We start from the raw sequence: 25,863 nt of genomic DNA on the forward strand, positions 1-25,863 counted from the left end.
ACTTTTCGGCATCATGCTCTAGACGCCGAGCGACTTCAGCTTGCGGTGCAGCGCCGAACGCTCCATGCCGACGAATTCGGCGGTGCGCGAGATATTGCCGCCGAAGCGGTTGATCTGGGCGATCAGGTAATCCTTCTCGAACATTTCGCGGGCTTCGCGCAGCGGCAGCGTCATGATGTGATAGTCGTTCTTGGCCGAAACCTTGGGCAGCATGTCGCCGAGATCGGTCGGCAGCATATCGGCGGTGATCGGCGCGTCCGGCCCGTCGGTGCGGGCGAGAATCATCAGCCGCTCGATATTGTTGCGCAGCTGGCGGATATTGCCCGGCCAGTCATGCGCCTGCAGCACGGCCATGGCGTCGTCGCCGATCCGGCGCGGGCGAATGCCGGCCTGTTCGGAAATCTGCCGCATCAGTTGGTCGACGAGAAAAGGAATATCCTCGCGCCGCTCGGCAAGCGCCGGCACACGCACCGGCACGACGGCGAGGCGATGGTAGAGATCTTCGCGGAACCAGCCCTCGGCGATGCGGCTTTCGAGATTATAGGCGGTCGAAGAGATGATGCGGACGTCGACCTTGACGCGCTTGGAGCCGCCGACCCGCTCGAACTGTTGGTCGACCAGCACGCGCAGGATCTTGTTCTGCGTCTCGCGCGGCATCTCGCCGACCTCGTCGAGATAGAGGATACCGCGATGGGCTTCCTCGAGCGCGCCGATCTTGCGCGCCTGACCGGGCGTGCCCTCGGTGCCGAAGAGCGCCACTTCCATGCGATCGGGCGTGATGTTGGCGGCGTTCAGCGCGACGAAGGGGCCGTTGGCGCGCGCCGACTTCTTGTGGATCATCCGCGCCACCAGCTCCTTGCCGGAGCCGGAGGCGCCGAGGATCATGATGCGACTGTTGGTAGGCGACACCTTCTCGATCGTCTGACGCAACTGCGAAACGGCGACCGAGGTGCCGATCAGTTCCAGGGCATCGCCGGTGCGCCGCTTCAGCTCGGAAACCTCGCGCTTCAGCTTGGAATTTTCCAGCGCCCGTTCGGCAATCAGGATCAGCCGGTCGGCCTTGAACGGCTTTTCGATGAAATCGAAAGCGCCGCGCTTGATCGCCGAGACGGCGGTCTCGATGTTGCCGTGGCCCGAGATCATCACGACCGGCAGATCGGGATGGCGGGTCTTGATCTCGTCCAGCAGCGACAGGCCGTCGAGCTTGCTGCCCTGCATCCAGATATCGAGGAAGATCAGCCGCGGCACGCGGTCGGAGATCGCCGCCAGCGCGCTGTCGCTGTCATGGGCCGTGCGCGTCTCGTGTCCCTCGTCCGAGAGAATGCCGGAAACGATCTCGCGAATATCGTGCTCGTCATCGACGACGAGAATATCAGAGGCCATAAACGCTTTCCTTGTCATTGGCTGCGGGAGCGGCAGGCGTCGGATCCCGGCGTGGCAGATGCACGCGGATCATGGCCCCTCTTCCCCGGTCAAAATCGGCGGGCGCATCGTGCAGCTCCAGCTGCCCACCATGTTCCTCGATGATCTTCTTGACGATGGCGAGGCCAAGGCCGGTGCCCTTCTCGCGCATCGTCATATAGGGTTCCAGAATGCTGTGGCGGTTCTCAACCGGCAGGCCGCGGCCATTGTCGATCACGTCGACGGTGAAGCGGTCGCGGCCGGCATCGAGGGCGGCCCGGACGAGGATTTTGCGCTCGTCGCGCTCGTCGCTCGGAACCGCCTCGATCGCTTCCACGGCATTCTTAATGAGATTGCCGAAGGCCTGGCCGAGCATGCGGCTGTCGAACAAGCCCTCCAGCGGCTGGTCGCCGAAATCCCGCTCGAAGGTGACATGATTGTTGCCCATCTCGCGCAGGAAGATCGCGTCGCGCAGAATATCGCGCAGGTCGCTCGGCTCCTTGGTCGGCTTCGGCATGCGGGCGAAGGCGGAGAATTCGTCGACCATGCGGCCGATATCGCCGACCTGGCGGATGATCGTATCGGTGCACTGGTCGAACACGGCCCGGTCGTCCTGGTCGATCTGCTTGCCGTAGCGGCGCTGAATGCGCTCGGCCGACAGCTGGATCGGCGTCAGCGGGTTCTTGATCTCATGGGCGATGCGCCGTGCCACGTCCCCCCAGGCGGTCGAGCGCTGGGCGATGACGAGGTCGGTGATGTCGTCGAGCGTGATCACGTAGGATTCACTCATGTCGCGCACCTCTTCGCGCGTCACCTGGACGCTCAGCGTCCTCACCGTGCCGCCGCGCACCAGCGCGATCTGCTTGCGGAAATCGCCGCGGTGGCGCACCGCCGCCTCGGTCAGCACCTGATCGACCTCGGGGGCGATATCGGCCAGCTGCTTGCCGAGCATCGCCTCGGCCGACAGCGACATCAGCGTTTCGGCCGAGCTGTTGACGATGGCGATGCGGCGGTCCTGTTCGACGCCGATGACAGCGGCGGTAACACCAGACAGCACCGCCTCGATGAAGCGCCGGCGGTCGTCGACCTCATCCTTGGCCTCGAGGATCTCGTCGCGCTGGGTGCGGATTTCCGAGATCATCTTGTTGAAGGTGCGCGACAGATTGGCGACATCGCCATCGACGGCATGCACCGGCACGACGATATCCATATTGCCCGAGGCGACGCTGTCGGCCGCGGTGATCAGCAGCCGGATCGGCCGGACGATGCGGTCGGCAACGGCAATTGCCGTCCAGATCGCTGCCAAGAGCACGATCAGCGCGAAGCCGATGTAGAGAACCGCGAAGGCGACCTGCAGGGAGAAACGATTGGCCTCCATCGAGCGGTATTCGGTGGCGTTCTCCTCCATCATGCGCATGGCGCCCATGACCTTGGGATCGACCGCGCGCACCGTATAGAGAAAGGTGCCCTGGATGGCATCGAGCTTGATGATGGCGCCGACAAGGTTGGTGACGCCGGGCGGGATCAGCGTCGGCTGGCCCGCCGCTGCCTTTTGCAGCGCGTCCTGCGGAATGGCCGGCAACGGTTTTTCCGTGGTGATATCGGCTTGGACGACCACCGAACCATCGCTTTCGACAAGGAAGGCGCCGAGCAGGCCGCGGCCCCTCGCCTGGCGCGTCATCAACTCCGCAAAGCCCGTCCGGTCGAGACTGTAGAGGGCGCGGTTGCGCTCCAGGTCGTTGGCCATGGAAACCGTCTGCCCCTGCAGGTAGCTGGCGTTCTCCATCATGTAGGCCTGGCCGATATTGCGCGACGAGCTGACGATCGACTGGGTGCGCAGCGCAAACCAGCGGTCGAGGCCGGCATTCAGCGTGATGCTGGCGAAGATGGCGACGAGGATCGCCGGCGTGATCGCGACGATCGAGAAGAGCACGACGATGCGGATGTGCAGGCGTGCCGCCGCCCTGCCCCGGGTGCGGGCTTTGAGCAGCCTCGCCACCTCGCGGCCGATCAGCGCCAGCAGGGTCAGCACGAAGAAGGAATTGACGATCACCGAGGTGATGACGACATGCGATGTCGGCGCAATCGGCGTGAGGCCGAGCAGCACGAAAAGCGTGATCGTGGCGCAGAGAAGCGCGCCGCCGGCGAGCACGAGGCCGGGCACGGCGAAAAGGGCGCGGCGATCGGTCACCGTCGTCACCGCCTCGCCCGCCGCCGCCGGCGCTACCCCATCCTGCGTCATTCGGCCTCTCTTCGGACGGCACTCTGCCGCCCTGCCCGCCGATCGAAACCAAACAACGCCGGCTTAAGAAAGCCAGCGTCGGAACGACTCGATCGGGAGCGAAATGTCCAAAACCCTTGCGTGACCTTTAAGCAACGCATTGTGGCGAAAATGCAACGCGCCTTGTCACGTTGTCAAGCCGCGCCTAGCCTTCGGACCGTCACAACAGGGTGTTGCCCAGGCATATTGTTAGGCCCGCTCGTCTGCCGGCGTTTGACAAACTTGCCCCATCGTCATTGGCTGAGCAAGGGATTTTGAACGTCCGGAAATTTCCGCGAATCTAAGGAACCGGTTTTAGCCACAGATCGCGTCACCGCCTTCGCTAAACTCGAAGCTCTCCCTTAAGCTGGCGATCAACCCATGCGTTCCGACGCGTAAGAGCCGGGTGAAGCTGGGAAGACGACGGTCTTGTTGCCGTTGATGAACACCCGGCCATGGATGTGGGCGTGGATGGCCCGGGCGAGCACCTGGCTTTCGACGTCGCGGCCGAGGCTGACATAGTCCTCGCCGCTCTGTGCATGGGTGACCCGGACGATGTCCTGCTCGATGATCGGCCCTTCGTCGAGGTCTGCGGTGACGTAGTGCGACGTCGCGCCGATGAGCTTTACGCCCCGTTCGAACGCCTGCTTGTAGGGATTGGCGCCCTTGAAGCTCGGCAGGAACGAATGGTGGATGTTGATGATCCTGCCGGACATCTTGCGGCACATGTCGTCGGACAGGACCTGCATGTAGCGGGCCAGCACAATGAGTTCAGCGCCTGAGTCCTCGACGATCTGCATCTGCTTCGCCTCGGCCTCCGGCTTGTTTTCCCTAGTCACCTTGATGCAGTGGAACGGGATATCGTGGTTCACGACGACCCGCTGGTAGTCGGTGTGGTTGGAAATCACCCCGACGATGTCGATCGGCAGCGCCCCGATGCGCCAGCGGTAGAGGAGATCGTTCAGGCAGTGTCCGAAGCGGCTCACCATAAGGATCACCTTCTTCTTCTCGCTCTCATCGAAAAATTCGGCTCTCGCCTCGAACTTCCCGGCGATCGGCTCGAAGCCCTGGTGAAGCTGGTCAAGCGTATGTCCGTCATGTGGCTGGAAGCTGATCCGCATGAAATATCGGCCGGTGTCGGCGTCGTCGAATTGCGCGCTGTCGGAGATGTTGCAGCCGTTCTGGGAGAGATAGCCGGCGATGGCGGCCGTCACGCCGCGGATCGACGGGCATGCGACACGCAGAGCGTAGCGAGGAGCCGTGATGGTCATGTCTATATCCTTGTTCGTCGTCTCAGGCCGCGGCGATCATCGCGTGATGGCGGCGGAATGCGGTGAGCGTATTGGATAGGAGGCACGCGATCGTCATCGGGCCGACGCCGCCCGGCACCGGCGTGATGGCGCGCGCGTGGCCGGCTTCGCCATAAGCCACGTCACCGACGATCCGCGATTTTTCGCCGTCCTGGATCCGATTGATGCCGACGTCGATCACGACGGCGCCAGGCTTGATCCAGTCACCACGAACGAGGCCCGCCCGACCGGCCGCGACAACAAGAATGTCGGCCGTCCGGCAGAGCTCCGCGGCGTTCCTTGTCCGCGAATGAACAATCGTGACGGTGCAATGGGCGTTCATCAGCATCTGCGCCATTGGCTTTCCGACGATGTTGGACTTGCCGACGATGACGGCATGAAGGCCGGAGAGGTTCTCGCCGAGCGTATCCTTGATCAGCATCATGCAGCCGAGAGGAGTGCAGGGAACCAAAGCCGGGTTGCCCGTTGCAAGGCGGCCGGCGTTCGACACATGGAAGCCGTCGACATCCTTGTCGGGATTGATGGCCTGGATCACGGCGTTCGGATCCAAATGCGCTGGCAGCGGTAACTGCACAAGAATTCCATGCACTTCCGGGTCGTCGTTGAGGCGATGCACGAGGTCGAGCAATTCGCCCTGCGTGGTTTCCTGAGCAAGCCGATATTCGAAGGACCTCATCCCGGCGGCAACCGTCTGACGGTGCTTTGAACTCACGTAGATTGCGCTTGCCGGGTCGTGTCCCACCAGAACGACGGCCAGACCGGGAACGGCCCCAGTCGTTGCCTTCAGCGTTTCGACATCGGCCTTGATGCGCTCGATGAGCCCTGCTGCATACTCCTTGCCGTCGATGTTTGCGGCGCGTGTGAATCTGTCCATTCCCATGGTGTGCTCCATTGCATCCAAGCTCGAACCAGCACAATGCCGCGGCCGGAGATGTGGGCGGGCATTTCCGCATCCTGGGTACGTTGCCTTAGTGGCCGTAGACCGGGAACTTCTCGGTCAGTTCCGCGATCTTCGCCCGGGCGGTTCCGACGATCTCGTCGGTCCTGCCCTCTGTTTCGGCGTCGATGAGGTCTGCGATGACATGGCCGAGAACCCGGAATTCCTCCTCCCTCAGGCCGCGCGTCGTCGCTGCGGACGAACCGAGGCGCATGCCGACCCACTCCGGAGGACGGGGACTGTCGCCGGGGATCGGGTTCTTGTTGGATGTGATGTTCGCCTTGGCGAGCAGCGTCTCAGCCTGTTTTCCAAGCAGTCCCTTGCTCGACAGATCGAGCAGGATGATATGGGTGTCGGTGCCGCCTGAAACGATGCGAACGCCGCGATCCGCAAGCGTTTCGGCGAGAACTTTGGCGTTGGCCACGACCTGGCGGGCATAGAGCTTGAAATCGTCGCGGAGAGCTTCACCCAGGCAGATCGCCTTGGCGGCCAGGACGTTGCTGTGCAGCGATCCCTGGACGCCGGGAAACACTGCCGCCTGCAGCTTCTTGTACCATTCCTCGTTGTTCGTGAGGATCAGGCCGCCACGCGGACCGCGCAACGTCTTGGTCGTGGTGCATGTGACGATGTCGGCATGCGGGAATGGCGAAGGATGGACGCCGCCTGCAACGAGGCCGGCGATGTGGGCCATATCAACCAGGAAGTGGGCGCCGACCTTCTTTGCGATCTTCGACATGCGCTCGAAGTCGAGTTCGCGCGGATATGCCGAACCACCGGTGATCAGCAGCTTCGGGCGGATTTCTTCGGCGATGCGTTCCATCTCATCAAGGTCGATGACCTCGTTCTGCGGGTTGACGCTGTAATTGTTGGCGTCGAACCAGCGGCCCGACAGGTTCGCCTTCATGCCGTGCGATAGGTGGCCGCCGGCCGCAAGGTCGAGCGACAGCACCCTTTCGCCTGGCTTCAGCAGCAGGAAGAAGACCGCGAGGTTAGCCTGTGTTCCCGAGTGCGGCTGGACGTTGGCGTAGCCGCAATTGAATAGCTGCTTGGCGCGGTCGATCGCGGCCTGCTCGGCAATGTCGACGAACTGTCCGCCACCGTGAAAACGGTTGCCCGGATAACCTTCGAGTGTCTTGTTGGTGATCTCATGCCCCAAGGCGTCCAGAACCGCACGGCTGACGATATTCTCCGAAGCGATGAGCTCAATCTGGTCCTGCTGTCGGGCCCGCTCGGACGCGAGGGCATCGGCGACGAGCGGATCCACTTCCTGGACGGTGGTGTTGAAATGCACCCTTGCACCGTTGGTCATCTGAGTTCTCCAATTCCTCGAATTTTGGGGAACCTAGATCGATCGAAACACCAGAAAAAGTTAATAATATTTGCTTATGCGTTCAGACATGCTAATGATTCGGGAGTTGTGAGGAGGTCGATATGGACGTCGGACGTCTGCGGGCACTTCGTGAACTGTCGATCCGCAAGACCATGGCCGCGGTGGCAGAAGCCTTGCACGTCTCGCCGTCGGCCGTGTCGCAGCAAATTGCGCTTCTCGAAGAAGAGGTCGGCATACGGCTCGTCGAGCGCCGCGGCCGGGGCGTTGTCATGACACCCGCCGGCCAGCAGCTCGTGCTACGGGCAGAGAAGATCCTCATCGAAATCGAATCCGCGAAAGCAGACATCGCCGAATTGAAAAGCGTCGTTTCCGGCGAGCTTCGGGTGGCGGCGTTTCCTTCCGTGGCGGCCGCCGTCATTCCGAAGGTCGTCTACGATCTCGCCGACCGACACCCTCACCTCACCGTCCAGTTCGAAGAAATGGAGCCGGGCGAAAGCGTTGCCGCGCTGCGAAGCTGGCAGACGGACGTCGCGATTATCGATGACCTGAACATACCGACCGGCGCGCTCGATCCCAACATCGAGACGATCTTCCTGATGGAGGACGTCTTCAACGTCATGGTTTCCAGGGATCACAGGCTTTCGGAGCGGCCGACCGTTGGCCTGCATGAGCTTGGGGATGAGCGGTGGGCGATCGACACCGCTTCCGACACCTATACGAGGATGCTGGTGGAAGCCTGTCAGGAAGCGGGATTCAAGCCCAACATCGTCGCAAGGTGCAAAGGTTTCGAAGTGACCATCGCGCTGATCCGGCAGAATTACGGCATCTCGATCCTGCCCGGCCTGCGCGCCAGCTATGATCTCGAGGACGTCTGGGTGTGCAGGCTCGTTCCGGAAATCCGCCGGAGGATATTTATCGCCTTCCGGAAGGAGGAAAAGCGCAGTCCGGCCCTGCAGGCGTTCCTTGACCGAATGGCCGAGAAGCCGCCGCTCGCTTGACGCTAGGGTGTCAGCGCAACGAGCCGCATGCCGACAAAACTCTCTCATCGGATTCAATAAACCAACAGATTTCCTAATGTATCACCTCAGGAGAATTAAGTAGATTTGAAGATACCCCGCTCCTACTGTCCATCTGCCAATTGATGGGACTGGGAGCGAGGATCGCACGCAGACCTTGGCCAATAGTGGGAACGACGCATTCAGAATGGCGATAACGCCTCCTGCGTCTTACCGGACTTCGATCGAGCCATCGCTCATTGATTTGGCGTCACCGTCACCATGCGATCCGAAAGGGGAACCTCGATGAATCTACTGAAAATCCTGACTGCCGGCGTTTTGGCAGGCGTCGCGTTCACGGCTGCCAATGCTTCCGCTTCCGTTCTCGACACGGTCAAGCAGCGCGGTGTGCTCAACTGCGGCACCGACAACACCGCTCCCGGTTTCGGGTATCTCAATACCGCGACCGGACAGATGGAAGGGCTCGACGTCGACTTCTGCAAGGCGGTTGCCGCCGGCGTTCTCGGCGACGCCTCGAAGATCAAGTTCATCACGGTAACCGACAAGAGCCGCTTTGACGCGGTCCTTACCGGCCAGGTCGATGTCGTCTTCGCCCACACCACGATCAAACCGGCGCGCGAATCGTCAATCGCGATCGATTTTCTGCCGATCAACTTCTACGACGGCACCGGCCTCATGGTGAAAACTGATACCGGTATCAAGGAGTTTGCAGACCTCGACGGTGCAACAATCTGCACCACCCAGGGATCGGCCACCGAGACCGTTCTGGCTGCTGCCTTCAAGGCGCGCGGTTGGAAGGACTCCAAGGTCCTGACCTATGAAAACCTCGAAAAGCTTTTCTCCGCTCTCAACTCGGGTCGTTGCAATGCGATGAGCACCGACAAATCAGCCCTTGCCGCCTGGGCGGGGAATGCACCGAAGCCAGCCGACTATCTGATCCTTCCGGATACGCTCGACAAGTCCCCATTCGGCGGCTTCGTGGCTGCCAACGACTCCAAGTGGCGCAACGCGCTGCGCTGGATCGAATACGGCCTCTTCCAGGCCGAGGAGTCCGAGATCACCCAGGCCAATCTGGCCGAAAAGCTGAAGAGCGAAGATCCGTTCATTCAGAAGTTCCTCGGCGTCGGCGGCGGCTACGGCAAGGACTTCGGCCTCTCCGACGACTTCATTGCTCAGGCGATCAAGGCCGTCGGCAACTACGGCGAGGCCTATGATCGCAACCTCGGTCCGAAGACCAAGATGTATCTCGACCGCAAGGGCACACCGAACGCCTTGTGGACGCAGGGTGGCGCAATCTACTCGCCGCTCTGGAACTGATGCCGGCGGGGGTCGGAACCACAACGTTTCGCCCCCCAAGCTCTTGGAGCCTGAACATGACAATCCACGAAACGAGGGCGATCCACGGCATGGCAGAGCGCGATAGGCTGCGGTCGCGGCGCCTGCGCAATCGCATCCGGCACGAGACGATCCAGTTGGCAATCGTCGCTCTGGTCGTCGTGCTGCTCGGCATGCTGGCCTACGCGGTCAAGGCGGGCCTTGCCGAGAAGGGCATACGGTTCAGCTTCTCGTTTCTTGCCAACACCGCCGGCTTCGATATCAGCGAAGGCTGGACGCTGACGTCAGGTGAAGGCTTCGTCCCCAACCTCGCCCAGTTCTCTTCGGACATGCCGGTCGCGTCGGCTTTCGTTACAGGCATCTTCAACACCGCCAAGATCGCACTGCTGGCGATCATCCTCAGCACGATCCTCGGAACGATGCTCGGCGTTGGCCGTCTCTCCACGAACTGGGTGGTCAGAAACCTCTGTTTCTGGATCGTGGAGTTCGTCCGCAATACGCCGCTGCTCATACAGCTTGTCTTCTGGTACTTCGCCGTCGTGCTGCGCTTTCCGCCAATGGCGTCTGCAGCAAAGCTCTACGGCGGCCTTATCGTCAGCCAGCAAGGCATATACGTCCCGACGCTGTCCTGGACCGGAGGCGCATCCACCCTTTCGCTGATCCTCGTCACCGCCACCGGAGTATCGGTCCTGGGCGCACTATTCGACCCCGTCCGTGGAGCACGCCGGATATGCGTCGCCGCAGCGGTCGTCTGCCTCGGGCTGCTGGTCGCGACCGGCGGGATGACCGCGAATTTCCCCGTCGCCAACAAGTTCAAGGCCAGCGGCGGAACCAGCATCAGCCCGGAGATGGCGGCGCTCCTGCTTGCGATCGTCGTGAACAGCGCTTCCTTCATTGCCGAAACCGTTCGCGGCGCGATCGACGCTCTTCCGAAGGCCCAGTGGGAAGCCGCCGGATCGCTGGGACTCAGCCGGCGCGACACCGTCAACGACATCATCCTTCCTCAAGTGTTCCGCGTCGTTCTCCCTTCCTTCGGCAACCAGTATATCAGCCTGTCCAAGAACACCGCGCTCGGGATCGCGGTCGGCTATCCGGATCTGTTCAACATCTACGGGACAATCGCCAATCAGACCGGTCACAGCCTTGAAGGCATCATCATCGTCATGGCGTCCTACCTGATCCTCAGCTGGATCATCAGTTCGGCCGTGTACTGGGCGAACCGCCGTCTTAACCCCATGGGAGTGTCGCAATGATCGCCACCTCAATAAAGTGGACCCGTCACAACCTGTTTGGAAAGCCTTTCGACGTCGCCCTGTCGCTGCTGGTCATTCACGGCGCGCTCTGGCTCGCCTATTTGATCCTTGACTGGGCGCTCGCCACCGCCAGGTGGGACATCATCGTGCAGAGCCTGCGGGTGTTGATGATCGGCGTCTTTCCAGCCGATCAGGCGTGGCGCGCATGGACGGCCTCGGCGATCATCGGAGCGATCCTCGGCGCTGGCCTCGGCTGCGTGTTTTCGTTCAAACGCCACCATGGGCTGGTTCTCGTTCTCGTCCCCTTGCTGCTTTTGATCGTCGATCACGGCGATCCGGGGAACGCACTGTCTGCGGCAGGCGTCGTTGTCGCGACTTCGCTGGGATGGGTGCTGACGTCGTATGTGCCATTGTCCAGAAAGGCGATGCCTGCTGCGGCGTTTACGGGCTTCATCGTCGTCGTGGCGGTCATGGCCCCTCCGGGCGTGGGGCTCTGGGGCGGACTTCTTCTCAGCGTCCTGCTGACGCTGGTGACGTCGGTGCTGTCTCTGCCGATCGGCATCCTGCTCGCGTTCGGACGGCAGAGCCGGCTCTCAAGTCTCAGGATCATCTGCACCTGGTACATCGAGGTCATGCGGTCGGTGCCGCTCATCCTCGTCGTCTACTGGATCTGGATCCTCATGCCGGTCCTTGCGCCCCAGTGGGGGCTGGCCGACGTCGCGCGCGGCATGATCGGTTTCACCATCTTCTATTCCGCCTACGTCGCCGAATATGTGCGAAGCGGCCTTCAGGCGGTTCCGCGCGCCCAGACCGAGGCGGCAGGGTCTCTCGGCATCAGCGAATTCGACATCAACCGCTCGATCGTTCTACCACAGGCGCTCCGGGTGGTGGTCGCGCCTCTGGTCGGCAACGTGCTCGACATCTTCAACTCCGCGCCGCTCGTCTTCATCATCGGACTCACGGATTTTCTCCGCGCGGGGCAGATGATCCTGGCGAACCCACAATATGGCGACCGGACTTTCGAAGTCCTCTCGTTCCTGCTCGTCACCTATTTCCTGGTCGGCTCGATGATCACCTATGCCGCCAGAAAGCTCGAAGACCATATGGCAACGAGTGCCCGCTGAGCTGTTCCAACACGGAGAAGTCACGATGAACGCCATCGTCGAAATGAAAAGCATGAACAAGTTCTACGGCGCTCACCATGTGCTCAAGGACATCGATCTCGCCGTCACACGCGGCGAAGTCATGGTCATCCTCGGGGCCAGCGGCTCAGGAAAATCGACCCTCATTCGCTGCGTCAACGGCCTCGAAATGTACCAGAACGGCAGCCTCGTCGTGGACGGCTATGACATGCCCGTCGAGGCCGACCGGAAGCTTGGCGGAGAACGCGAACTCGCGGCGATCCGCAAGGGCGTCGGCATGGTATTCCAGCAATTCGGCCTGTTCCCGCACAAGACCGTGCTGGACAATATCACCATCGCGCCGATGCGGGTCCGCAAAAAGTCGCGCGAAGAGGCCGAAGCGATCGCCATGAAGCTCCTCGACCGCGTCGGCCTCAAGGCGCATGCGCACAAATATCCGGGCCAGCTGTCCGGCGGCCAGCAGCAACGTGTGGCCATCGCCCGTTCGCTCGCCATGGAGCCGCATCTGATGCTGTTCGACGAGCCCACCAGCGCGCTTGATCCGGAAATGGTCGGTGAGGTCCTCGACGTCATGCGGGAACTGGCCACCGAGGGCATGACGATGATGGTCGTGACGCACGAAATGGGGTTTGCAAGAGAGGTCGCCGACCGCGTCGTCTACATCGACCAGGGCTCGATCATCGAGATCGGGAAACCGGACGAGTTCTTCGACAATCCGAAAAACGACCGGGCTCGCTCTTTTCTCGCGCGCGTCCTAAGACACTGACCACCGAGCCCGGCTCACGAACGGAAATGTCCATGAACACGATACTGCCCAGTGATCCCGCTCGCGACGATGTTCTCGCGGGCCGACCCACCCTCTGGCTCAATCCTTCCTATAGGAAACAGGCGATCGACACCTCGGACCTGCCGGTTTCGCCGGCCGACGTGCAGAGCGCGCGCCTGAACTGGCAGCGCTTGGCGCCGCTTCTTGCCGAATGCTTTCCGGAACTGAAGGATACGGGCGGCGAGATCCGCTCGGAACTGGTGGAACTCAAGGAACTCCGCGAGCCGCTCGGCTATCGAACGAGAGAGTTCGGCAACGTCTTCATCAAGGCCGACAGCCATCTGCCGGTTGCCGGCTCTATCAAGGCTCGCGGCGGCGTCTACGAAGTTTTCCTCTTTGCCGAAGGCCTCGCCCGTCAGAAGGGATTGCTCGGGGACGGCGAGGATATCCGGACGCTGGCAACGGAAGAAGCCCGCTCGTTATTTTCGGGCCATACCGTGGCGGTGGGCAGCACCGGCAATCTCGGCTTGAGCGTCGGCATCGCCGCGCGCGCGCTCGGCTTCAAAGCCAGGGTCCACATGTCGTCCGACGCCAAGGCCTGGAAAGTCGAGCGCCTGCGGAAGCTCGGCGTCGATGTCATCCAGCACGAGGCCGACTACACGACCGCCGTCGAAAACGCCCGCGACATCGCCGACTCCGACCCGACGATCTATTTCGTCGACGACGAGCAGTCTCGGCACCTGTTCCTCGGTTACAGCGCAGCGGCGTCGGAGCTGGCAGCGCAGCTCGACGAGCGTGGGATCACGATCGACGAGGAAAATCCGCTTTTCCTCTACCTGCCCTGCGGCATCGGCGGCGCACCGGGCGGCGTCGCCTTCGGCGCCAAGGCGATCTTCGGCGACAATGTGCACGCCTTCTTCGTCGAGCCGGTGCAGTCGCCCTGCGCCCTCGTCCACATGATGTCGGGCTCGCAGGAGCTGGTGTCGGTCTATGACGTCGGCCTGACCAACAAGACCGAAGCCGACGGCATGGCCGTCGCCCGCATGTCGGCCTTCGTGGCCAAAGTGATGCGAGAGATGCTCGCCGGCGTCTACACCGCCGCCGACAACGATCTGTTCAAGCTGCTTCGCATGGCTTGGATCACCCAAGGGCAGAAGCTGGAGCCTTCGGCCGCCGCCGCCCTGCTCGGCCCGGACTTCCTCTTGCGCCATGGGGAAGGCCGTCGTTTCCAAACCCTGCACGGCATCGAGGAGAAGATGTCGCGGGCGACGCACGTGCTCTGGACAACTGGCGGTTCATTCGTTCCGGAGGAGCAGTTCCAGTACTTCCTCGATCAGGCGGAAGCCATTGCTGCGCCGTCCGATCGAAACAACCAATGACCTCGGACTGCCTTTAACCCGGTTTGCGTTCCGGAGCTGGCCAAGCGAAGCCAGCCCCGGAGCGCCTCGTTCCAACTAAAATCGACGCGGGCCCTCTGGTTTGTTTCCGGCAATCGCATCGATCCGCTCCATCACCTCAGGTGTCATCTTGTGCCGGTGCGAGAGGGCCGCAAGGTTGTCCTGCAGCTGGCTGGCGCGTGAGGCGCCGAGAATGACTGTGGAGACGTTGGGATTGGCGAGGCACCACAGAAGGGCGAGATGGGTGATCGACAGGCCGATCTCATCGGCGAGTTTTGCGAGTTGGCCGACCTGCTGGAGCTGGGCGCGCCCGGCGTCGCTCGACCACTTCTCCTTCAGCCATTCATAGCCGGGCAGGTTCATACGGCTGTCGGCCGGCACGCCGTTATTGTATTTGCCGGTCAGAACGCCCGAGGCAAGCGGCGACCAGATAGTGGTGCCGAGGCCAATCAGGTCGTAGAGCGGCAGATAGTCGGCTTCGACCTTCTGGCGCTCGAAGATGTTGTATTGCGGCTGCTCCATGGTCGGCGGCGTGATGCGCAGGTCCCGGGCCACGGCATAGGCTTCCGTCAATTGCTGCGCCGACCATTCCGACGTACCCCAATAGAGCACCTTGCCCTGGGCGACGAGATCGTGCATCGCCCGGACCGTTTCCTCGATCGGCGTATCGATGTCAGGGCGATGGCAGAAATAGAGGTCGAGATAGTCGACCTGAAGCCGCTTCAGCGCCGCATGGCAGGCATCGGTCACATGCTTGCGCGACAGGCCGCGCTGCGTCGGCTTCTCCCCTCCCCAGAAAACCTTGCTGGAGACGACGAAGCTGTCGCGGCTCCAACCGAGCGCCTTCAGCGCCTCGCCCATGACGAGCTCGGACTTGCCGCTTTCGTAGCCTTCGGCATTGTCGAAGAAGTTCACCCCGTTATCGTAGGCAAGCCTCATGAGGTCGACGGCGTCGCCGCCGTTCACCTGCTTGCCGAAAGTGACCCATGAGCCGAAGGAGAACTCGCTCACCTGCAGGCCCGACTTTCCCAAACGACGATATTCCATCATGCAGCTCCCGCAATTTATGAACATGTGCCGGCCGGCAACCGGCCTCGACATCAGACGATCGATCAACGACCGATCGGCTTAATCTATGGCATGAACAACGATATGCGAGCCTCGGCGCAACAAGCTGCTTAAACCAGCCCTGAGAAAGACGCTCAATGCGGTTTTGATGCCTCCTCGATATTGGCTCTCATTTCCTCGACCGATTGTGCGCCGGTGAACTTCTTGCCGTTGACGAAGAACGTCGGTGTAACCTCGACCTTGAAGTCTTCGCGCGCCTGAGACGTGAGTTTATTCAAGCCGTCGAGGATTGATCGATCAGAAATCAACCGGTCGAAAGCAGGCCTATCGATACCAGTCGATGCGGCGATATCGCGGATCGTCTTCTCCTGTGATGTGGGCAATCATCATCTCGGCATAGCCGCCGTGTGGTGCAGAAGCCGGCGACGTCGTGGCGATTGTCGGCATAGGCGGTCTTGGCCACATGGCGCTGCAGTATGCCCGCAAGATGGGTTTCAAGGTGATTGCCATCGGACGGGGCGACGACATTGCTGACGACGCCAGATCGCTTGGAGCATATGATTATATCGATGCCGCGAGGGAAAACGCAGTAGAATGTCTGCAGCGCCTGGGTGGTGCGAAGGCCGTTATTTCCACCATTGGAGATCTCCAGATGGTTTCGGCACTCATCCCGGGGAATGCGGCTCAAGGCCGGCTCGTCGTCCTCGGAATCGGAAAGGACCCTTTGGCGGTGTCATCAGGACCGCTGGTCGGCGGTGAGCGCAGCGTGTTGGGCTCGATCACCGGGACGCCTTTCGAGAACGAAAAAACCTTGGACTTTTCCGTCCTCGTTGGCGTGCGTCCCCAGTTCGAGACGATGCCGTTCGAACAGGCCGCGAGCGCCTTCGAAAAGGTGAAGTCCGGTGGGCTCAAGTTTCGGGTGGTGTTGACCATGGAGAAAACCGATGCGTCTGAATGATGATTTCACCAAGCCGACGGTCGTGCACGCCGCGAAACTGGATTGGGTTGCCAGTCCGGTTCGCGGGGTCGATCGCCGGATGCTTTATCGCGTCGGCGAGGAAGTGGCTCGGGCGACCTCGATTGTCCGCTATGCCGCAGGCAGCGTATTTCCGTCTCATACCCACACGGGCGGTGAGGAAATATTGGTGCTCGATGGCATATTCGAGGACGAACACGGCCATTTCCCGGCCGGATCATACTTCCGCAATCCGCCGGGTACGTCGCATGCGCCGGCATCCGCTGACGGGTGCACCATCTTCGTCAAGCTCTGGCAGTTTCGCGAGGGCGACGAGGCGCAAATCGTGCGCAGACCGGGTGAAGGAGAGCCTGGACTTCAAAACGATGCCGTCACCGCAACGATCCTGTTCGATGACGGTCATGAGCAGGTCTATCTTCAAAGGTGGGATCACAGCGCCTCGATCAAACTTTCGAATCATCGTGGATTGGAGCTGCTGGTTCTTGAAGGTGAACTGTCCGTTGGAACGGAGCGACTTCGACCCCAGAGCTGGATGCGACTGCCTCAAGGCGAAAACCTGATGGCGAGCGCCGGTCCGGAGGGTGCCTATGCCTGGATCAAAGACGCACCGTTGCAGCCCGCCGATGTTTTGAAACTACGATCGTAGCGGGGCACCTCCGTGCTCGGCGTCTTCGGCTGGCTGTTATGGCCGGCAGCGAGACGAGCGTGACTGAAACTGGCTTCCTTGTCGGCGCCGTTGCCGCTGCGAGATGGGCGTGTCAGCAGTCGTTCATCACGCTGATCTGAGAGAGCTGCCCGTCACCGCCCCCAAACCTCATTTCGGGGCGCAACGGCGATAGCGACACGCGGAACGGATGAGCAACATCCTGATGAAATCGAGAACCTTATCGCCCACTGACCAGCCATACCATCCACCTGTTATCCACAGCTTATCCACAGGCGCGGTGGCGGCGAGCGCAGCAACTTCAATGACATTTGCCCGGCGGCAAACAATAGCTCTCAAATACTATGTGACCATCAAATGACACTGCGCTTTTGTTTGCCGGCGCAGATACAAACCGTGGCGGGGCTGGGATAGATTTGGTTTTGTTCCCGACCGTGGCGGCGGATACTGGGAGGAGGAGGCGGTGGGCCAACGAGGGGCTCACCGCCTTTTTCAGGCGGTGCGGGAGCTTCGATAAACAGAGACGCCGAGTTCCCTGATCTTCTTGCGCAATGTGTTGCGGTTGAGGCCAAGAAGATCGGCCGCCTTGATCTGGTTGCCGCGCGTTGCCGTAAGCGCAGCGAGGATCAGCGGATATTCCATTTCGGTCAGCACCCGGTCATAGAGGCCGGGCGGCGGCAGGTTTTCGCCGAAGCTGGCGAAATAAGTGCGCATGTTCTCCTCGACGGCTTGCGCGATCGTCATCGATCCGTTGCGGATCGGCCCCTTGTCGATCGGGCTGTCGGGCACGTCGGAGCGCAGCTCGGCGTCGATGATCTCGCGGGTGATGACGTCCTGCGGATAGAGCGCCATCAGGCGGCGGATGAGGTTCTCCAGCTCGCGCACGTTGCCCGGCCAGGCATAGGCCTTCATCAGTTCCAGCGCTTCCTGATCGAAGCGTTTGGAGCCGAGGCCTTCCTTTTCGGCCTGCTGGATGAAATGGCGCACCAGATCGGGGATGTCCTCGGCGCGGTCGCGCAGCGGCGGCAGGCGCAGCGGCACGACGTTGAGGCGGTAGTAGAGATCCTCGCGGAAGAGGCCCTGGTTGATCGCCTGCTTCAGATCCTTGTTGGTGGCGGCGACGATGCGCACGTCAGTGCGGATCGGCGTGCGGCCGCCGACGGTGGTGTATTCGCCCTGCTGCAGCACGCGCAGAAGCCGGGTCTGGGCATCCATCGGCATGTCGCCGATTTCGTCGAGAAAGAGCGTGCCGCCTTCGGCCTGCTCGAAGCGGCCGGTCGAGCGGGTCTGCGCGCCGGTGAAGGCGCCCTTCTCATGGCCGAAGAGCTCGGATTCGATCAGGTCGCGCGGGATCGCCGCCATGTTGATCGCGACGAAGGGGCCGTTGCGGCGCTTGCCGTAATCATGCAGCGCGCGGGCGACAAGCTCCTTGCCGGTGCCGGATTCGCCGGTGATCATCAGCGTCAGGTCCGTCTGCATCAGGCGGGCAAGCACGCGATAGATTTCCTGCATCGCCGCCGAGCGGCCGACGAGCGGCATGCCGTCCTGCATATCCTCTTCGAGCTTGGCGGGCTTGCGCTTCGGCTCGGCGAGCGCCCGACCGATGATGCCGATCAGCTCGGTCAGGTCGAAGGGCTTCGGCAGATAGTCGTAGGCGCCCTTCTCCGAAGCCTTGATGGCGGTCATGAAGGTGTTCTGCGCGCTCATGACGAGGACCGGCAGATCGGGACGCGCCTTCTTGATGCGCGGCAGCAGGTCGAAGGCGTTTTCGTCAGGCATCACCACGTCGGTGACGACAAGATCGCCCTCGCCCGCCGAAATCCAGCGCCAGAGGGTAGCGGCGTTGGAGGTAATGCGCACATCATAGCCGGCGCGGCTCAAAGCCTGGTTGAGCACGGTCCGGATGGCCGCATCATCATCTGCAACGAGGATCGTGGCTGTCATCGAGAAGGTCCTGTCGAGCTTACGGAAGAAGCATCCTCGAGCGAAACGTCCTTTGACGCCGGCATGAGAACGCGGAAAGTGGTACGGCTGTTCTGGCTGTCGCATTCAATGATGCCGCCGTGATCACCGATAATCTTGGCGACCAGCGCCAGGCCGAGACCGCTGCCGTTCGTCTTGGTGGTGATGAAGGGATCGAAGAGATGCGGCAGCAGATCGGCGGGAACGCCGGGGCCGTTATCGTGGACGCAGAACTCCAGCGGCAGCGAGATCTTTTCGCGGGTGCCGGCGACGGAAAGGCGGATGCCGGGGCGATAGGCGGTCGTCAGCATGATCTCGCCGTCCGGCCGGTCCCCGACCGCTTCGGCGGCGTTCTTCACCAGATTGAGGAAGACCTGGACGAGCTGGTCACGATTGGCATAGACGGCCGGCAGCGACGGATCATAACTCTCGGTCACGCGGATGTTGCGGGCAAAACCGGCCTTGGCGACGGCCTTCACGTGATCGAGCACGGAATGGATATTGACCGGCATGCGGTCAACAGGACGTTCGTCGGAAAAGACTTCCATGCGATCGACCAGCGAGACGATACGGTCGGTTTCGTCGCAGATCAGCCGGGTCAACGCCCGGTCGTCGTCGACCGCGGACTGTTCGAGCAGCTGGGCGGCGCCGCGGATGCCGGAGAGCGGGTTCTTGATCTCATGCGCCAGCATCGAAGCGAGACCGGTGACCGAGCGGGCAGCGGCGCGATGCGTCAGCTGCCGGTCGATCTTGTCGGCCATCGAGCGTTCCTGGAAGACGATAACGACGGCGCCGGGCTCGCTGATCACGGGGGCGACATAGAGGTCAACGAGCTTGTCCTGACCGAGCCGGGGCGAGCTCAGATCGACGCGATATTCATTGACCGGCGCCTTGCGCTCGCGCACCTGGTCGATCAGGGCAAGCAGCGGACTGCCGAAGGGGATGAAGGTCGAGATCCGGTAGCGCGCCAGATGCGAGGCGCTGGCGCCGAAAAAGGCCTCCGCCTCCCAATTGGCAAAGGCGACGAAGCCGGACTCGTCAACCATGACAACCGGGTTCTGGATGGCGTTCAGCACGGCCATGGCAACGGTTCCGCCGGTCTGATCGGGCGGAGATATCGTATCCTTCGTCATGCCGCCTCCCGGCTGTCGACAAGAGCTGCATCAAGCGCATCGTAAAGGCGCGCGGCCACCTCGCCCGGATCGCGCGAGGTCATGATCGCAGCCTTCTCGCCGGCGGCCAGTGCGGGCGCAAAACGCTCGAGATACCAGCCGAGATGCTTGCGGGCATGGCGGATCGCCACCGCTTCGCCGTAGAAATCGAGCATCATCCGGTAATGCTCGACGGCGATATCGGCAATGTCTTCGCGTCGCGGCTCCGCCGCACCGGCAAGCACGCCGGCATGCCACGGCCTGCCCTGGCAGCCCCTGCCGATCATGACGGCATCGGCGCCGGAGCGTCGCAATATTTCCTGCGCATCCGCGGCGGTTTCGACGTCGCCATTGGCGATCAGCGGAATGGAGAGGACGTCGCGAACGGCACGGATCGCATCCCAATCGGCGCGACCTTCGTAAAACTGCATGCGGGTGCGCCCATGAATGGTGACGAGCTGAATGCCGGCGGCTTCGGCGCGGCGCGCAATGTCGGGCGCGTTGATGGAATTCTCGTCCCAGCCGAGGCGCATCTTCAGCGTCACCGGAATGTCGACGGCCTTGACCGTCGCTTCGATCAGGCCGAGCGCGTGATCGGGATCGCGCATCAGCGCCGAGCCGGAGTAGCCGCCGATCACTTTCTTTGCCGGACAGCCCATGTTGATGTCGATGATATCGGCGCCATGATCGGCGGCGATCTTGGCCGCCTCCGCCATCCAGTGCGCCTCCCGGCCGGCAAGCTGCACCATGTGCGGCCGAAAGCCCGCCGCCCTGAGCCGCGACCAGGATTCGGCCGTGTCGTTGACCAGTTCGCGGCTCGCCACCATTTCGGTGACGACGAGGCCGGCGCCGAAGCGCCAGGCCAGCTCGCGGAACGGCATGTCCGTCACACCGGACATCGGCGCCAGCACCACGCGATTCCGCACGGATACATCTCCGACTCGGAAAGGCGCTGCGAGGTCCTTGGAAATCAAATGATTATCTTTCAGGCACACCATGGGACTGCATTATTTTTAGCCATAGATCCATGGCTTTGCCAAGAGGGCTTGGATCGGAATCGATATTTTTCGGGCAGATGCTGGAAAAGGCCAAAGCAAGAGGTTAGAGCACTCCGGTCAATTCCGCATATTTTAGGGGATTTATGCTGCAAATGCCGTCCAAGCAACCGATATCGGCTGGAATTGTCATCGTTGCCGCCGGCCGCGGCGAGCGTGCCGGATCCTCCAAGGAAGGTCCCAAGCAATATCGCCTGATCGGCGGCAAGCCGGTTATCGTCCATACGCTTGAAAACTTCATGACATGGGAGCCGGCGACCGAGATCGTCGTCGTCATTCATCCCGATGACGAGGCGCTGTTTGCCAAGGCATTCCGCCATATCATTTCGGCAACGCCGATCGAAATGGTGCATGGCGGCCCGACGCGGCAGCAATCGGTGCTGGCCGGCCTTCGATACCTCAAGGACAAGCATGTCAGCCACGTGCTGATCCACGATGCAGTGCGACCTTTCTTCGACCACGCGCTTCTTGACCGCATTGCCGAAACACTTGGAAGCGGCGCGCAGGCGGTGCTGCCGGCCATGCCGGTAACCGATACGCTGAAACGTGCAGATGGCGCCGGCACGGTTCTGACGACGGTTTCGCGCGAGCAGCTCTACGCGGCGCAGACGCCGCAATCCTTCGCCTTCGAAACGATTCTCGATGCGCATGAGAAGGCGGCGGCGAGCGGGCGCAGCGATTTCACCGACGATGCCTCGATCGCCGAATGGCTGGGCATTCCGGTGACGATCGTCGAGGGCACGGCCGACAACGTCAAGCTCACGGTCAAGAGCGATATTGCCATGGCCGACGACAAGCTGTCGGTGTCGCTGCTTCCCGACGTGCGCACCGGCAATGGCTACGACGTACACCAGCTCGAAGCGGGCGACGGCGTGACGCTGTGCGGCGTATTCATTCCGCACGACCAGAAGCTCAAGGGCCACTCGGATGCCGATGTCGCGCTGCATGCGCTGACCGACGCGTTGCTTGCCACCTGCGGCGCCGGCGATATCGGCGATCATTTCCCGCCATCCGACCCGCAATGGAAGGGGGCGGCTTCGCGAATCTTCATCGAGCACGCCGCGCGGATCGTGCGCGAACGCGGCGGCACGATCATGAATGCCGATGTCTCGCTGATCGCCGAGGCGCCGAGGGTCGGCCCGCACCGCGAGGCCATGCGGGCGAACCTGTCGGAATATCTCGGCATCGATCTCGAGCGCTGCTCGGTCAAGGCGACGACCAACGAGACGATCGGCTTCGTCGGCCGGCGCGAAGGCATCGCGGCGATCGCCACGGCGACCGTCGTTTATCGCGGGAGGAAATGATGAGCCTCTTTCCCGAGGATATCCATTCGGCGGCAGCGGCGATTATCCGCGACTTCACCGCCGCAGGCCTGATGGTGTCCACGGCCGAATCCTGCACCGGCGGGCTGATATCAGGCGCGCTGACGGAGATATCCGGCTCATCCGCCGTCGTCGACCGCGGCTTCGTCACCTATACGAATAGCGCCAAGACCGAGCTGCTCGGGGTGCAGGCGAAAACGCTGCTGCGCTTCGGCGCAGTCTCCGAGGAGACCGCCCGGCAGATGGCGCACGGCGCCCTCTTCCGCTCGCGCGCCGACATCGCCGTCGCCGTCACCGGCATTGCCGGCCCCGGCGGCGGATCGGCCGACAAACCGGTCGGCCTCGTGCATCTTGCCGCGAAATCGCGCGGCGGCGCGCTCATCCACCGCAAAATGCTCTATGGCGACATCGGCCGCAGCGAGGTTCGGCTGGCAACGGTCCGGACGGCACTCGAGATGCTGCGTTTGCTCCTCACGCACTGATGTGCCTGCAACCGCCCGTCAGGCTGGAGCGTAGATCTTGCTTGCGCGCGTTTCAAAGGCTTCGGTGAACATGCGGAAGGCGCGGTCGAACATCGAGCCCATGAGTGCGCCAAGGATGCGGCTTTTGAATTCGTAATCGATGAAGAAATTGATGGTGCAGCCGCCAGCCGGCGTTTCGGCGAAATGCCAGCGATTGTCGAGATATTTGAACGGGCCGTCGATATATTTGACCTCGATGACGCGCTCGGCCCGGTTCAAGAGCACCTGGGTCGTGAAGGTCTCGCGGATCGCCTTGTAGCCGACGGTCATATCGGCCACGAGCAGGATCTTGCCGTCACGCTCCTTGCGGCTTCTGACCGACAGCGCCTCGCAAAGCGGCAGGAACTCGGGATAATGTTCGACATCGGCAACGAGATCGAACATCTGGTCGGGCGTATGCGGGACGGAACGGTGCGTTTCGAAGTGCGGCATAGGCGGCACTTAAGCGGCTGCGCCAAGAAGATCAAGAAGCTGGCGCATCCGACGGCGGGATTTTAGCCGAGAACGGGGCGATGGCGGCGCGACTTTCTCGTCGCAAGCGCTAGCAGGGCGGCGAGATGCAGATTTTCGGTCTCAGCGCCTATACCACATACGCTGGAGCAACCTGTCGCTGCGGACGAACTGATGGAACAGCGCCGCTCCAACATGTGCGGAAAGCAGAGCCAGCAGGAGATTTGCCCCAAGCCCATGCGGCAGGCGCGGCGGATAGAGGTGGAAGTTCGGCAGTTCCGTGCCGGCACCGAATATGGCTTGCGCCGCGCCGCTCAGCGCGATCATGCCGACGCCGCTCGCAATCATGCCGAGGATGACCACGTAGAAGGCAAGATGCACGGCGCGGGCCAGCCGCTCTTGCCACAAGGGCGCGCCCTGAACAGGCAGCGGCTTCCTGTCGAAAAGCCACCACCAGACGATGCGGCACACGGTCAGCAGAAGAACCATGATCGCCGCTGGGATATGAACACGAAGAAGCGCCGCCTTTGCGACCGGTTCGACGATGTTGCCTGCTCGGAAGCCGGAGACCAAGGCAACGAGCAAGAATATGGCGGTCAGCCAATGCATGGTGACGGCGATGGCGCCGTAGCGCTCAGTCGTGCTTTTCAGCATCAATTTCTCCTTCGAGACTGTGCCGCAGCCTCGTCATGACGCGATGTGCGGTTTGGATTTCGGCAAGTGAAAGCCCCGCGGCCATGGCGTTGACGCGCGGGTTGTAGGCTGCGATCGCAGCATCGTAGGTTTGTCGTCCTTTGTCGGTCAGCACGACGAGTTGCGCCCGCCGGTGATGCGGATTGGGTTCGAAGGCGACCAGCCCTTCTCCGTGCAGATCATTGACGATGCGCTGCACGTTCTGACGGTTGGCGCCGAGGTCTCGGGCCAGCCATGCCACCGGCTGCGGCCGATCCGCATGGACGATCGCCCCGAGGATCTGCCAGCGTGCGCTGGTCAGCCCATAGGCCGCCACCAGTCTGTCTCCCCAGGTCAAGGTCAAGTTATTCACCCGAAACATCGAAAGGATCAGTTCCGTCAAGGCGTCGCCTATCGTGGTTCTCGTCGCTTCAGTCATTTGTCACCATATATTGCTATTGACATCATCATGTCAAGTTATTATGTATGTACCACACCAAATTGACATCATTACACCAATACGAAAGGAGTCTGAAGTGACGCACATACAACCGCTTGATGAGAATTTTCCGATCCAGCGCCAGCTCGATGTCGATGCAGCCCCGGTCGTGCTGATCAACCTCTTCACGCTCGATCCCGCTGATGAGCCGCTTTTCCTCGAAGTCTGGAGCCGCGATGCCGAGTTTATGAAGCGACAGCCGGGCTTCATCTCGACTCAGCTTCATCGAGCACTCGGCGAGAGCATGACCTACCTGAACTATGCGGTGTGGGAATCGAACGAGGCATTTCGAGCCGCCTTCAATCATCCCGACTTCCGCGCCCAGGTCGCTGCATATCCGGCATCCGCCGTCGCTAGGCCGCACCTGTTTCAGAAGGTCGCCGTATCCGGCATCTGCGCAGCTTGAGGGCCATGAAAGGGAAGAAATCACATGTCACTGCTGTTCAGAATCATGGCAATCGCCGGTCCCGCGGGGTTCGGGGGCGTCATGCTCGCCATCGGCATCATCCTTGGCGGACACTGGAAAAGCCTGCCTCCCGCCGATTTCCTTGACTCGTTCGGCAGGTATGGCGGCTTTATCCAACGCGCCATTCCACTCGTCGTGATCCCAACGCTGATCGGGCTGGCCGGCATGCTCTGGATCGACTGGAACAATGCGGCAACCCGCAATCTCTGGCTTGCCGAGGCGGGCTGCATCGCCGCTATCCTCGTGCTGACGATGGCCTATTTTGCGCCAAGCAATAACGCATTCGCCGCGAGGGCCGTGGCCGTCGACCAGGTTTCGGCGAAGCTCGATACCTGGCTGTTCGTTCACAACTTCCGCATCGCCCTTGCCTTCGCCGCCTCCTCGCTCGGCGTGTGGGCTCTCAGCCGGTGAAAGGAAACGCCGTGCCGAGAATCATTCTTCCCGGTGCGGCTTTGAGCGACCGCTGCCGGGGCAGCCGATCACCAGGATACGGCGGGCTTCGGCCAGCGTCGATTTCAACCCGGATGCACTCTTCATCGGCGACCGCCCAAAGAAGAACCGCGGCAGAATCGCCGCGGTCAGCTTGTTCACCAACCTCACTCTCACTGGACGTCATCCTCGGCCTTGTGCCGAGTATCTGCTGCGCATCGACCGGCGGCAGATGCCGGGACAAGCCCGAGCATGACGAAAGAGAGGTTGGCAGACATTATCGCCAGCAGCCTGACCGCGGCGAAAGGTTGCGAAATCTTACTCGGCTGCCATCAACAGCTTCTTTTCCCGAGCCGCCCTCAGCCGCGCGAAGTCGTCGCCGGCATGGTGGGAGGAGCGGGTCAGCGGGCTGGAGGCGACCATCAGGAAACCCTTGCTGTAGGCGACCGTCTCGTAGGACTTGAACTCGTCGGGGGTGACG

25 protein-coding genes and 2 pseudogenes are annotated in these 25,863 nt (G+C 61.8%); 12 read left to right on the forward strand and 15 right to left on the reverse strand.

Features of this window, described 5'->3' with window-relative positions; genetic code table 11:
• Nucleotides 1–18 precede the first annotated feature (18 nt).
• The 5 genes from CO671_RS28675 to glyA form a co-directional block, all read right to left on the reverse strand.
• Nucleotides 19–1,383 (reverse strand): sigma-54 dependent transcriptional regulator, encoded by a 1,365-nt coding sequence (locus tag CO671_RS28675; RefSeq protein WP_064683635.1) that lies wholly within the window; start codon nucleotides 1,381–1,383, stop codon nucleotides 19–21.
• Nucleotides 1,373–3,643, reverse strand: coding sequence for a PAS domain-containing sensor histidine kinase (locus CO671_RS28680; protein ID WP_097608792.1), 2,271 nt, complete (start codon nucleotides 3,641–3,643; stop codon nucleotides 1,373–1,375). Before CO671_RS28680 ends, CO671_RS28675 begins: the two co-directional genes overlap by 11 nt.
• 392 nt (nucleotides 3,644–4,035) lie before the next feature.
• On the reverse strand, nucleotides 4,036–4,932 hold the full coding sequence (gene purU / locus CO671_RS28685; RefSeq protein ID WP_097608793.1) for a formyltetrahydrofolate deformylase: 897 nt from the start codon (nucleotides 4,930–4,932) through the stop codon (nucleotides 4,036–4,038).
• A 22-nt stretch (nucleotides 4,933–4,954) separates the two neighbouring features.
• Nucleotides 4,955–5,851: a bifunctional methylenetetrahydrofolate dehydrogenase/methenyltetrahydrofolate cyclohydrolase FolD gene (folD, locus tag CO671_RS28690; protein ID WP_097608794.1), complete on the reverse strand. Its 897-nt coding sequence runs from the start codon at nucleotides 5,849–5,851 to the stop codon at nucleotides 4,955–4,957.
• An 88-nt stretch (nucleotides 5,852–5,939) separates the two neighbouring features.
• The gene (gene glyA / locus CO671_RS28695) at nucleotides 5,940–7,217 is read right to left on the reverse strand and encodes a serine hydroxymethyltransferase (RefSeq protein ID WP_097608795.1); all 1,278 of its coding nucleotides are present in this window, start codon (nucleotides 7,215–7,217) and stop codon (nucleotides 5,940–5,942) included.
• A 122-nt stretch (nucleotides 7,218–7,339) separates the two neighbouring features.
• Here glyA and CO671_RS28700 point away from each other — a divergent pair, with 122 nt between their 5' ends.
• The 6 genes from CO671_RS28700 (at nucleotide 7,340) to CO671_RS28725 (ending at nucleotide 14,129) form a co-directional block, all read left to right on the forward strand.
• Nucleotides 7,340–8,236, forward strand: coding sequence for a LysR family transcriptional regulator (locus CO671_RS28700; protein ID WP_097608796.1), 897 nt, complete (start codon nucleotides 7,340–7,342; stop codon nucleotides 8,234–8,236).
• 303 nt (nucleotides 8,237–8,539) lie between these two features.
• Nucleotides 8,540–9,571 (forward strand): transporter substrate-binding domain-containing protein, encoded by a 1,032-nt coding sequence (locus CO671_RS28705; RefSeq protein ID WP_097608797.1) that lies wholly within the window; start codon nucleotides 8,540–8,542, stop codon nucleotides 9,569–9,571.
• A gap of 56 nt (nucleotides 9,572–9,627) precedes the next feature.
• Entirely contained in the window at nucleotides 9,628–10,842 is a 1,215-nt protein-coding gene (locus CO671_RS28710; RefSeq protein ID WP_097608798.1) for an ABC transporter permease subunit, read from the forward strand.
• Entirely contained in the window at nucleotides 10,839–11,966 is a 1,128-nt protein-coding gene (locus CO671_RS28715; protein ID WP_097608799.1) for an amino acid ABC transporter permease, read from the forward strand. The genes CO671_RS28710 and CO671_RS28715 overlap by 4 nt, the downstream gene beginning before the upstream one ends.
• Before the next feature lie 25 nt (nucleotides 11,967–11,991).
• Nucleotides 11,992–12,750 (forward strand): amino acid ABC transporter ATP-binding protein, encoded by a 759-nt coding sequence (locus CO671_RS28720; protein WP_097608800.1) that lies wholly within the window; start codon nucleotides 11,992–11,994, stop codon nucleotides 12,748–12,750.
• Nucleotides 12,751–12,782: 32 nt separating this feature from the next.
• Complete coding sequence (locus CO671_RS28725; RefSeq protein WP_097608801.1) at nucleotides 12,783–14,129, forward strand: D-serine ammonia-lyase; 1,347 nt, start codon at nucleotides 12,783–12,785, stop codon at nucleotides 14,127–14,129.
• A 75-nt stretch (nucleotides 14,130–14,204) separates the two neighbouring features.
• Here CO671_RS28725 and CO671_RS28730 read toward each other — a convergent pair whose 3' ends face one another.
• Both CO671_RS28730 and CO671_RS28735 read right to left on the reverse strand, forming a co-directional pair.
• Entirely contained in the window at nucleotides 14,205–15,194 is a 990-nt protein-coding gene (locus tag CO671_RS28730; protein ID WP_097608802.1) for an aldo/keto reductase, read from the reverse strand.
• Between the two features lie 155 nt (nucleotides 15,195–15,349).
• Nucleotides 15,350–15,598, reverse strand: a complete 249-nt coding sequence (locus CO671_RS28735) for a thioredoxin domain-containing protein (protein ID WP_097608803.1) — start codon at nucleotides 15,596–15,598, stop codon at nucleotides 15,350–15,352.
• Between the two features lie 47 nt (nucleotides 15,599–15,645).
• Here CO671_RS28735 and CO671_RS28740 point away from each other — a divergent pair, with 47 nt between their 5' ends.
• Nucleotides 15,646–16,173: a zinc-binding dehydrogenase gene (locus CO671_RS28740; RefSeq protein WP_245423906.1), complete on the forward strand. Its 528-nt coding sequence runs from the start codon at nucleotides 15,646–15,648 to the stop codon at nucleotides 16,171–16,173.
• Entirely contained in the window at nucleotides 16,160–16,837 is a 678-nt protein-coding gene (locus CO671_RS28745; RefSeq protein WP_097608804.1) for a cupin domain-containing protein, read from the forward strand. The genes CO671_RS28740 and CO671_RS28745 overlap by 14 nt, the downstream gene beginning before the upstream one ends.
• 510 nt (nucleotides 16,838–17,347) lie before the next feature.
• Here CO671_RS28745 and ntrC read toward each other — a convergent pair.
• Genes ntrC through dusB form a run of 3 tightly spaced genes read right to left on the reverse strand, consistent with a single transcriptional unit; the run spans nucleotide 17,348 to nucleotide 20,966 of the window.
• Nucleotides 17,348–18,799 carry a nitrogen regulation protein NR(I) gene (gene ntrC / locus CO671_RS28750; RefSeq protein WP_064802342.1) on the reverse strand — a complete coding sequence of 484 codons (1,452 nt, stop codon included), beginning with the start codon at nucleotides 18,797–18,799 and terminating at the stop codon, nucleotides 17,348–17,350.
• The gene (locus CO671_RS28755; protein WP_096477877.1) at nucleotides 18,796–19,950 is read right to left on the reverse strand and encodes a nitrogen regulation protein NR(II); all 1,155 of its coding nucleotides are present in this window, start codon (nucleotides 19,948–19,950) and stop codon (nucleotides 18,796–18,798) included. The genes ntrC and CO671_RS28755 overlap by 4 nt, the downstream gene beginning before the upstream one ends.
• Nucleotides 19,947–20,966 (reverse strand): tRNA dihydrouridine synthase DusB, encoded by a 1,020-nt coding sequence (gene dusB, locus CO671_RS28760; RefSeq protein ID WP_097608805.1) that lies wholly within the window; start codon nucleotides 20,964–20,966, stop codon nucleotides 19,947–19,949. Before dusB ends, CO671_RS28755 begins: the two co-directional genes overlap by 4 nt.
• Nucleotides 20,967–21,109: 143 nt before the next feature.
• On the opposite strand from dusB, the gene CO671_RS28765 reads away from it, so the two are divergent.
• Both CO671_RS28765 and CO671_RS28770 read left to right on the forward strand, forming a co-directional pair.
• Nucleotides 21,110–22,327 carry a bifunctional 2-C-methyl-D-erythritol 4-phosphate cytidylyltransferase/2-C-methyl-D-erythritol 2,4-cyclodiphosphate synthase gene (locus tag CO671_RS28765; protein WP_097608806.1) on the forward strand — a complete coding sequence of 406 codons (1,218 nt, stop codon included), beginning with the start codon at nucleotides 21,110–21,112 and terminating at the stop codon, nucleotides 22,325–22,327.
• The gene (locus tag CO671_RS28770; RefSeq protein ID WP_097608807.1) at nucleotides 22,327–22,827 is read left to right on the forward strand and encodes a CinA family protein; all 501 of its coding nucleotides are present in this window, start codon (nucleotides 22,327–22,329) and stop codon (nucleotides 22,825–22,827) included. The genes CO671_RS28765 and CO671_RS28770 overlap by 1 nt, the downstream gene beginning before the upstream one ends.
• Nucleotides 22,828–22,845: 18 nt before the next feature.
• Here CO671_RS28770 and CO671_RS28775 read toward each other — a convergent pair whose 3' ends face one another.
• The 3 genes from CO671_RS28775 to CO671_RS28785 all read right to left on the reverse strand — a co-directional run bounded on the left by CO671_RS28775 (nucleotide 22,846) and on the right by CO671_RS28785 (nucleotide 24,427).
• Nucleotides 22,846–23,298 carry a type II toxin-antitoxin system RatA family toxin gene (locus tag CO671_RS28775; RefSeq protein WP_097608808.1) on the reverse strand — a complete coding sequence of 151 codons (453 nt, stop codon included), beginning with the start codon at nucleotides 23,296–23,298 and terminating at the stop codon, nucleotides 22,846–22,848.
• Between the two features lie 141 nt (nucleotides 23,299–23,439).
• A complete protein-coding gene (locus CO671_RS28780; RefSeq protein ID WP_010029399.1) occupies nucleotides 23,440–23,970 on the reverse strand; it encodes a cytochrome b/b6 domain-containing protein in 531 nt (176 codons plus the stop codon).
• Nucleotides 23,951–24,427: a MarR family winged helix-turn-helix transcriptional regulator gene (locus tag CO671_RS28785; RefSeq protein WP_097608809.1), complete on the reverse strand. Its 477-nt coding sequence runs from the start codon at nucleotides 24,425–24,427 to the stop codon at nucleotides 23,951–23,953. The genes CO671_RS28780 and CO671_RS28785 overlap by 20 nt, the downstream gene beginning before the upstream one ends.
• Nucleotides 24,428–24,524: 97 nt before the next feature.
• On the opposite strand from CO671_RS28785, the gene CO671_RS28790 reads away from it, so the two are divergent.
• Together CO671_RS28790 and CO671_RS28795 are read left to right on the forward strand one after the other, a co-directional pair.
• Nucleotides 24,525–24,893, forward strand: a complete 369-nt coding sequence (locus CO671_RS28790) for an antibiotic biosynthesis monooxygenase family protein (protein ID WP_097608810.1) — start codon at nucleotides 24,525–24,527, stop codon at nucleotides 24,891–24,893.
• Between the two features lie 24 nt (nucleotides 24,894–24,917).
• A complete protein-coding gene (locus CO671_RS28795) occupies nucleotides 24,918–25,364 on the forward strand; it encodes a DUF1772 domain-containing protein (RefSeq protein ID WP_097608811.1) in 447 nt (148 codons plus the stop codon).
• 42 nt (nucleotides 25,365–25,406) lie between these two features.
• On the opposite strand, the pseudogene CO671_RS28800 reads toward CO671_RS28795, so the two are convergent.
• Together CO671_RS28800 and CO671_RS28805 are read right to left on the reverse strand one after the other, a co-directional pair.
• Nucleotides 25,407–25,490: pseudogene (locus tag CO671_RS28800) on the reverse strand (AAA family ATPase); the annotation flags it as partial.
• Nucleotides 25,491–25,700: 210 nt separating this feature from the next.
• Nucleotides 25,701–25,863, reverse strand: a pseudogene (locus tag CO671_RS28805) (lipoyl synthase); the annotation flags it as partial.

This window comes from Rhizobium sp. M10, from assembly GCF_002531955.1.
Lineage (GTDB): Bacteria > Pseudomonadota > Alphaproteobacteria > Rhizobiales > Rhizobiaceae > Rhizobium > Rhizobium etli_C.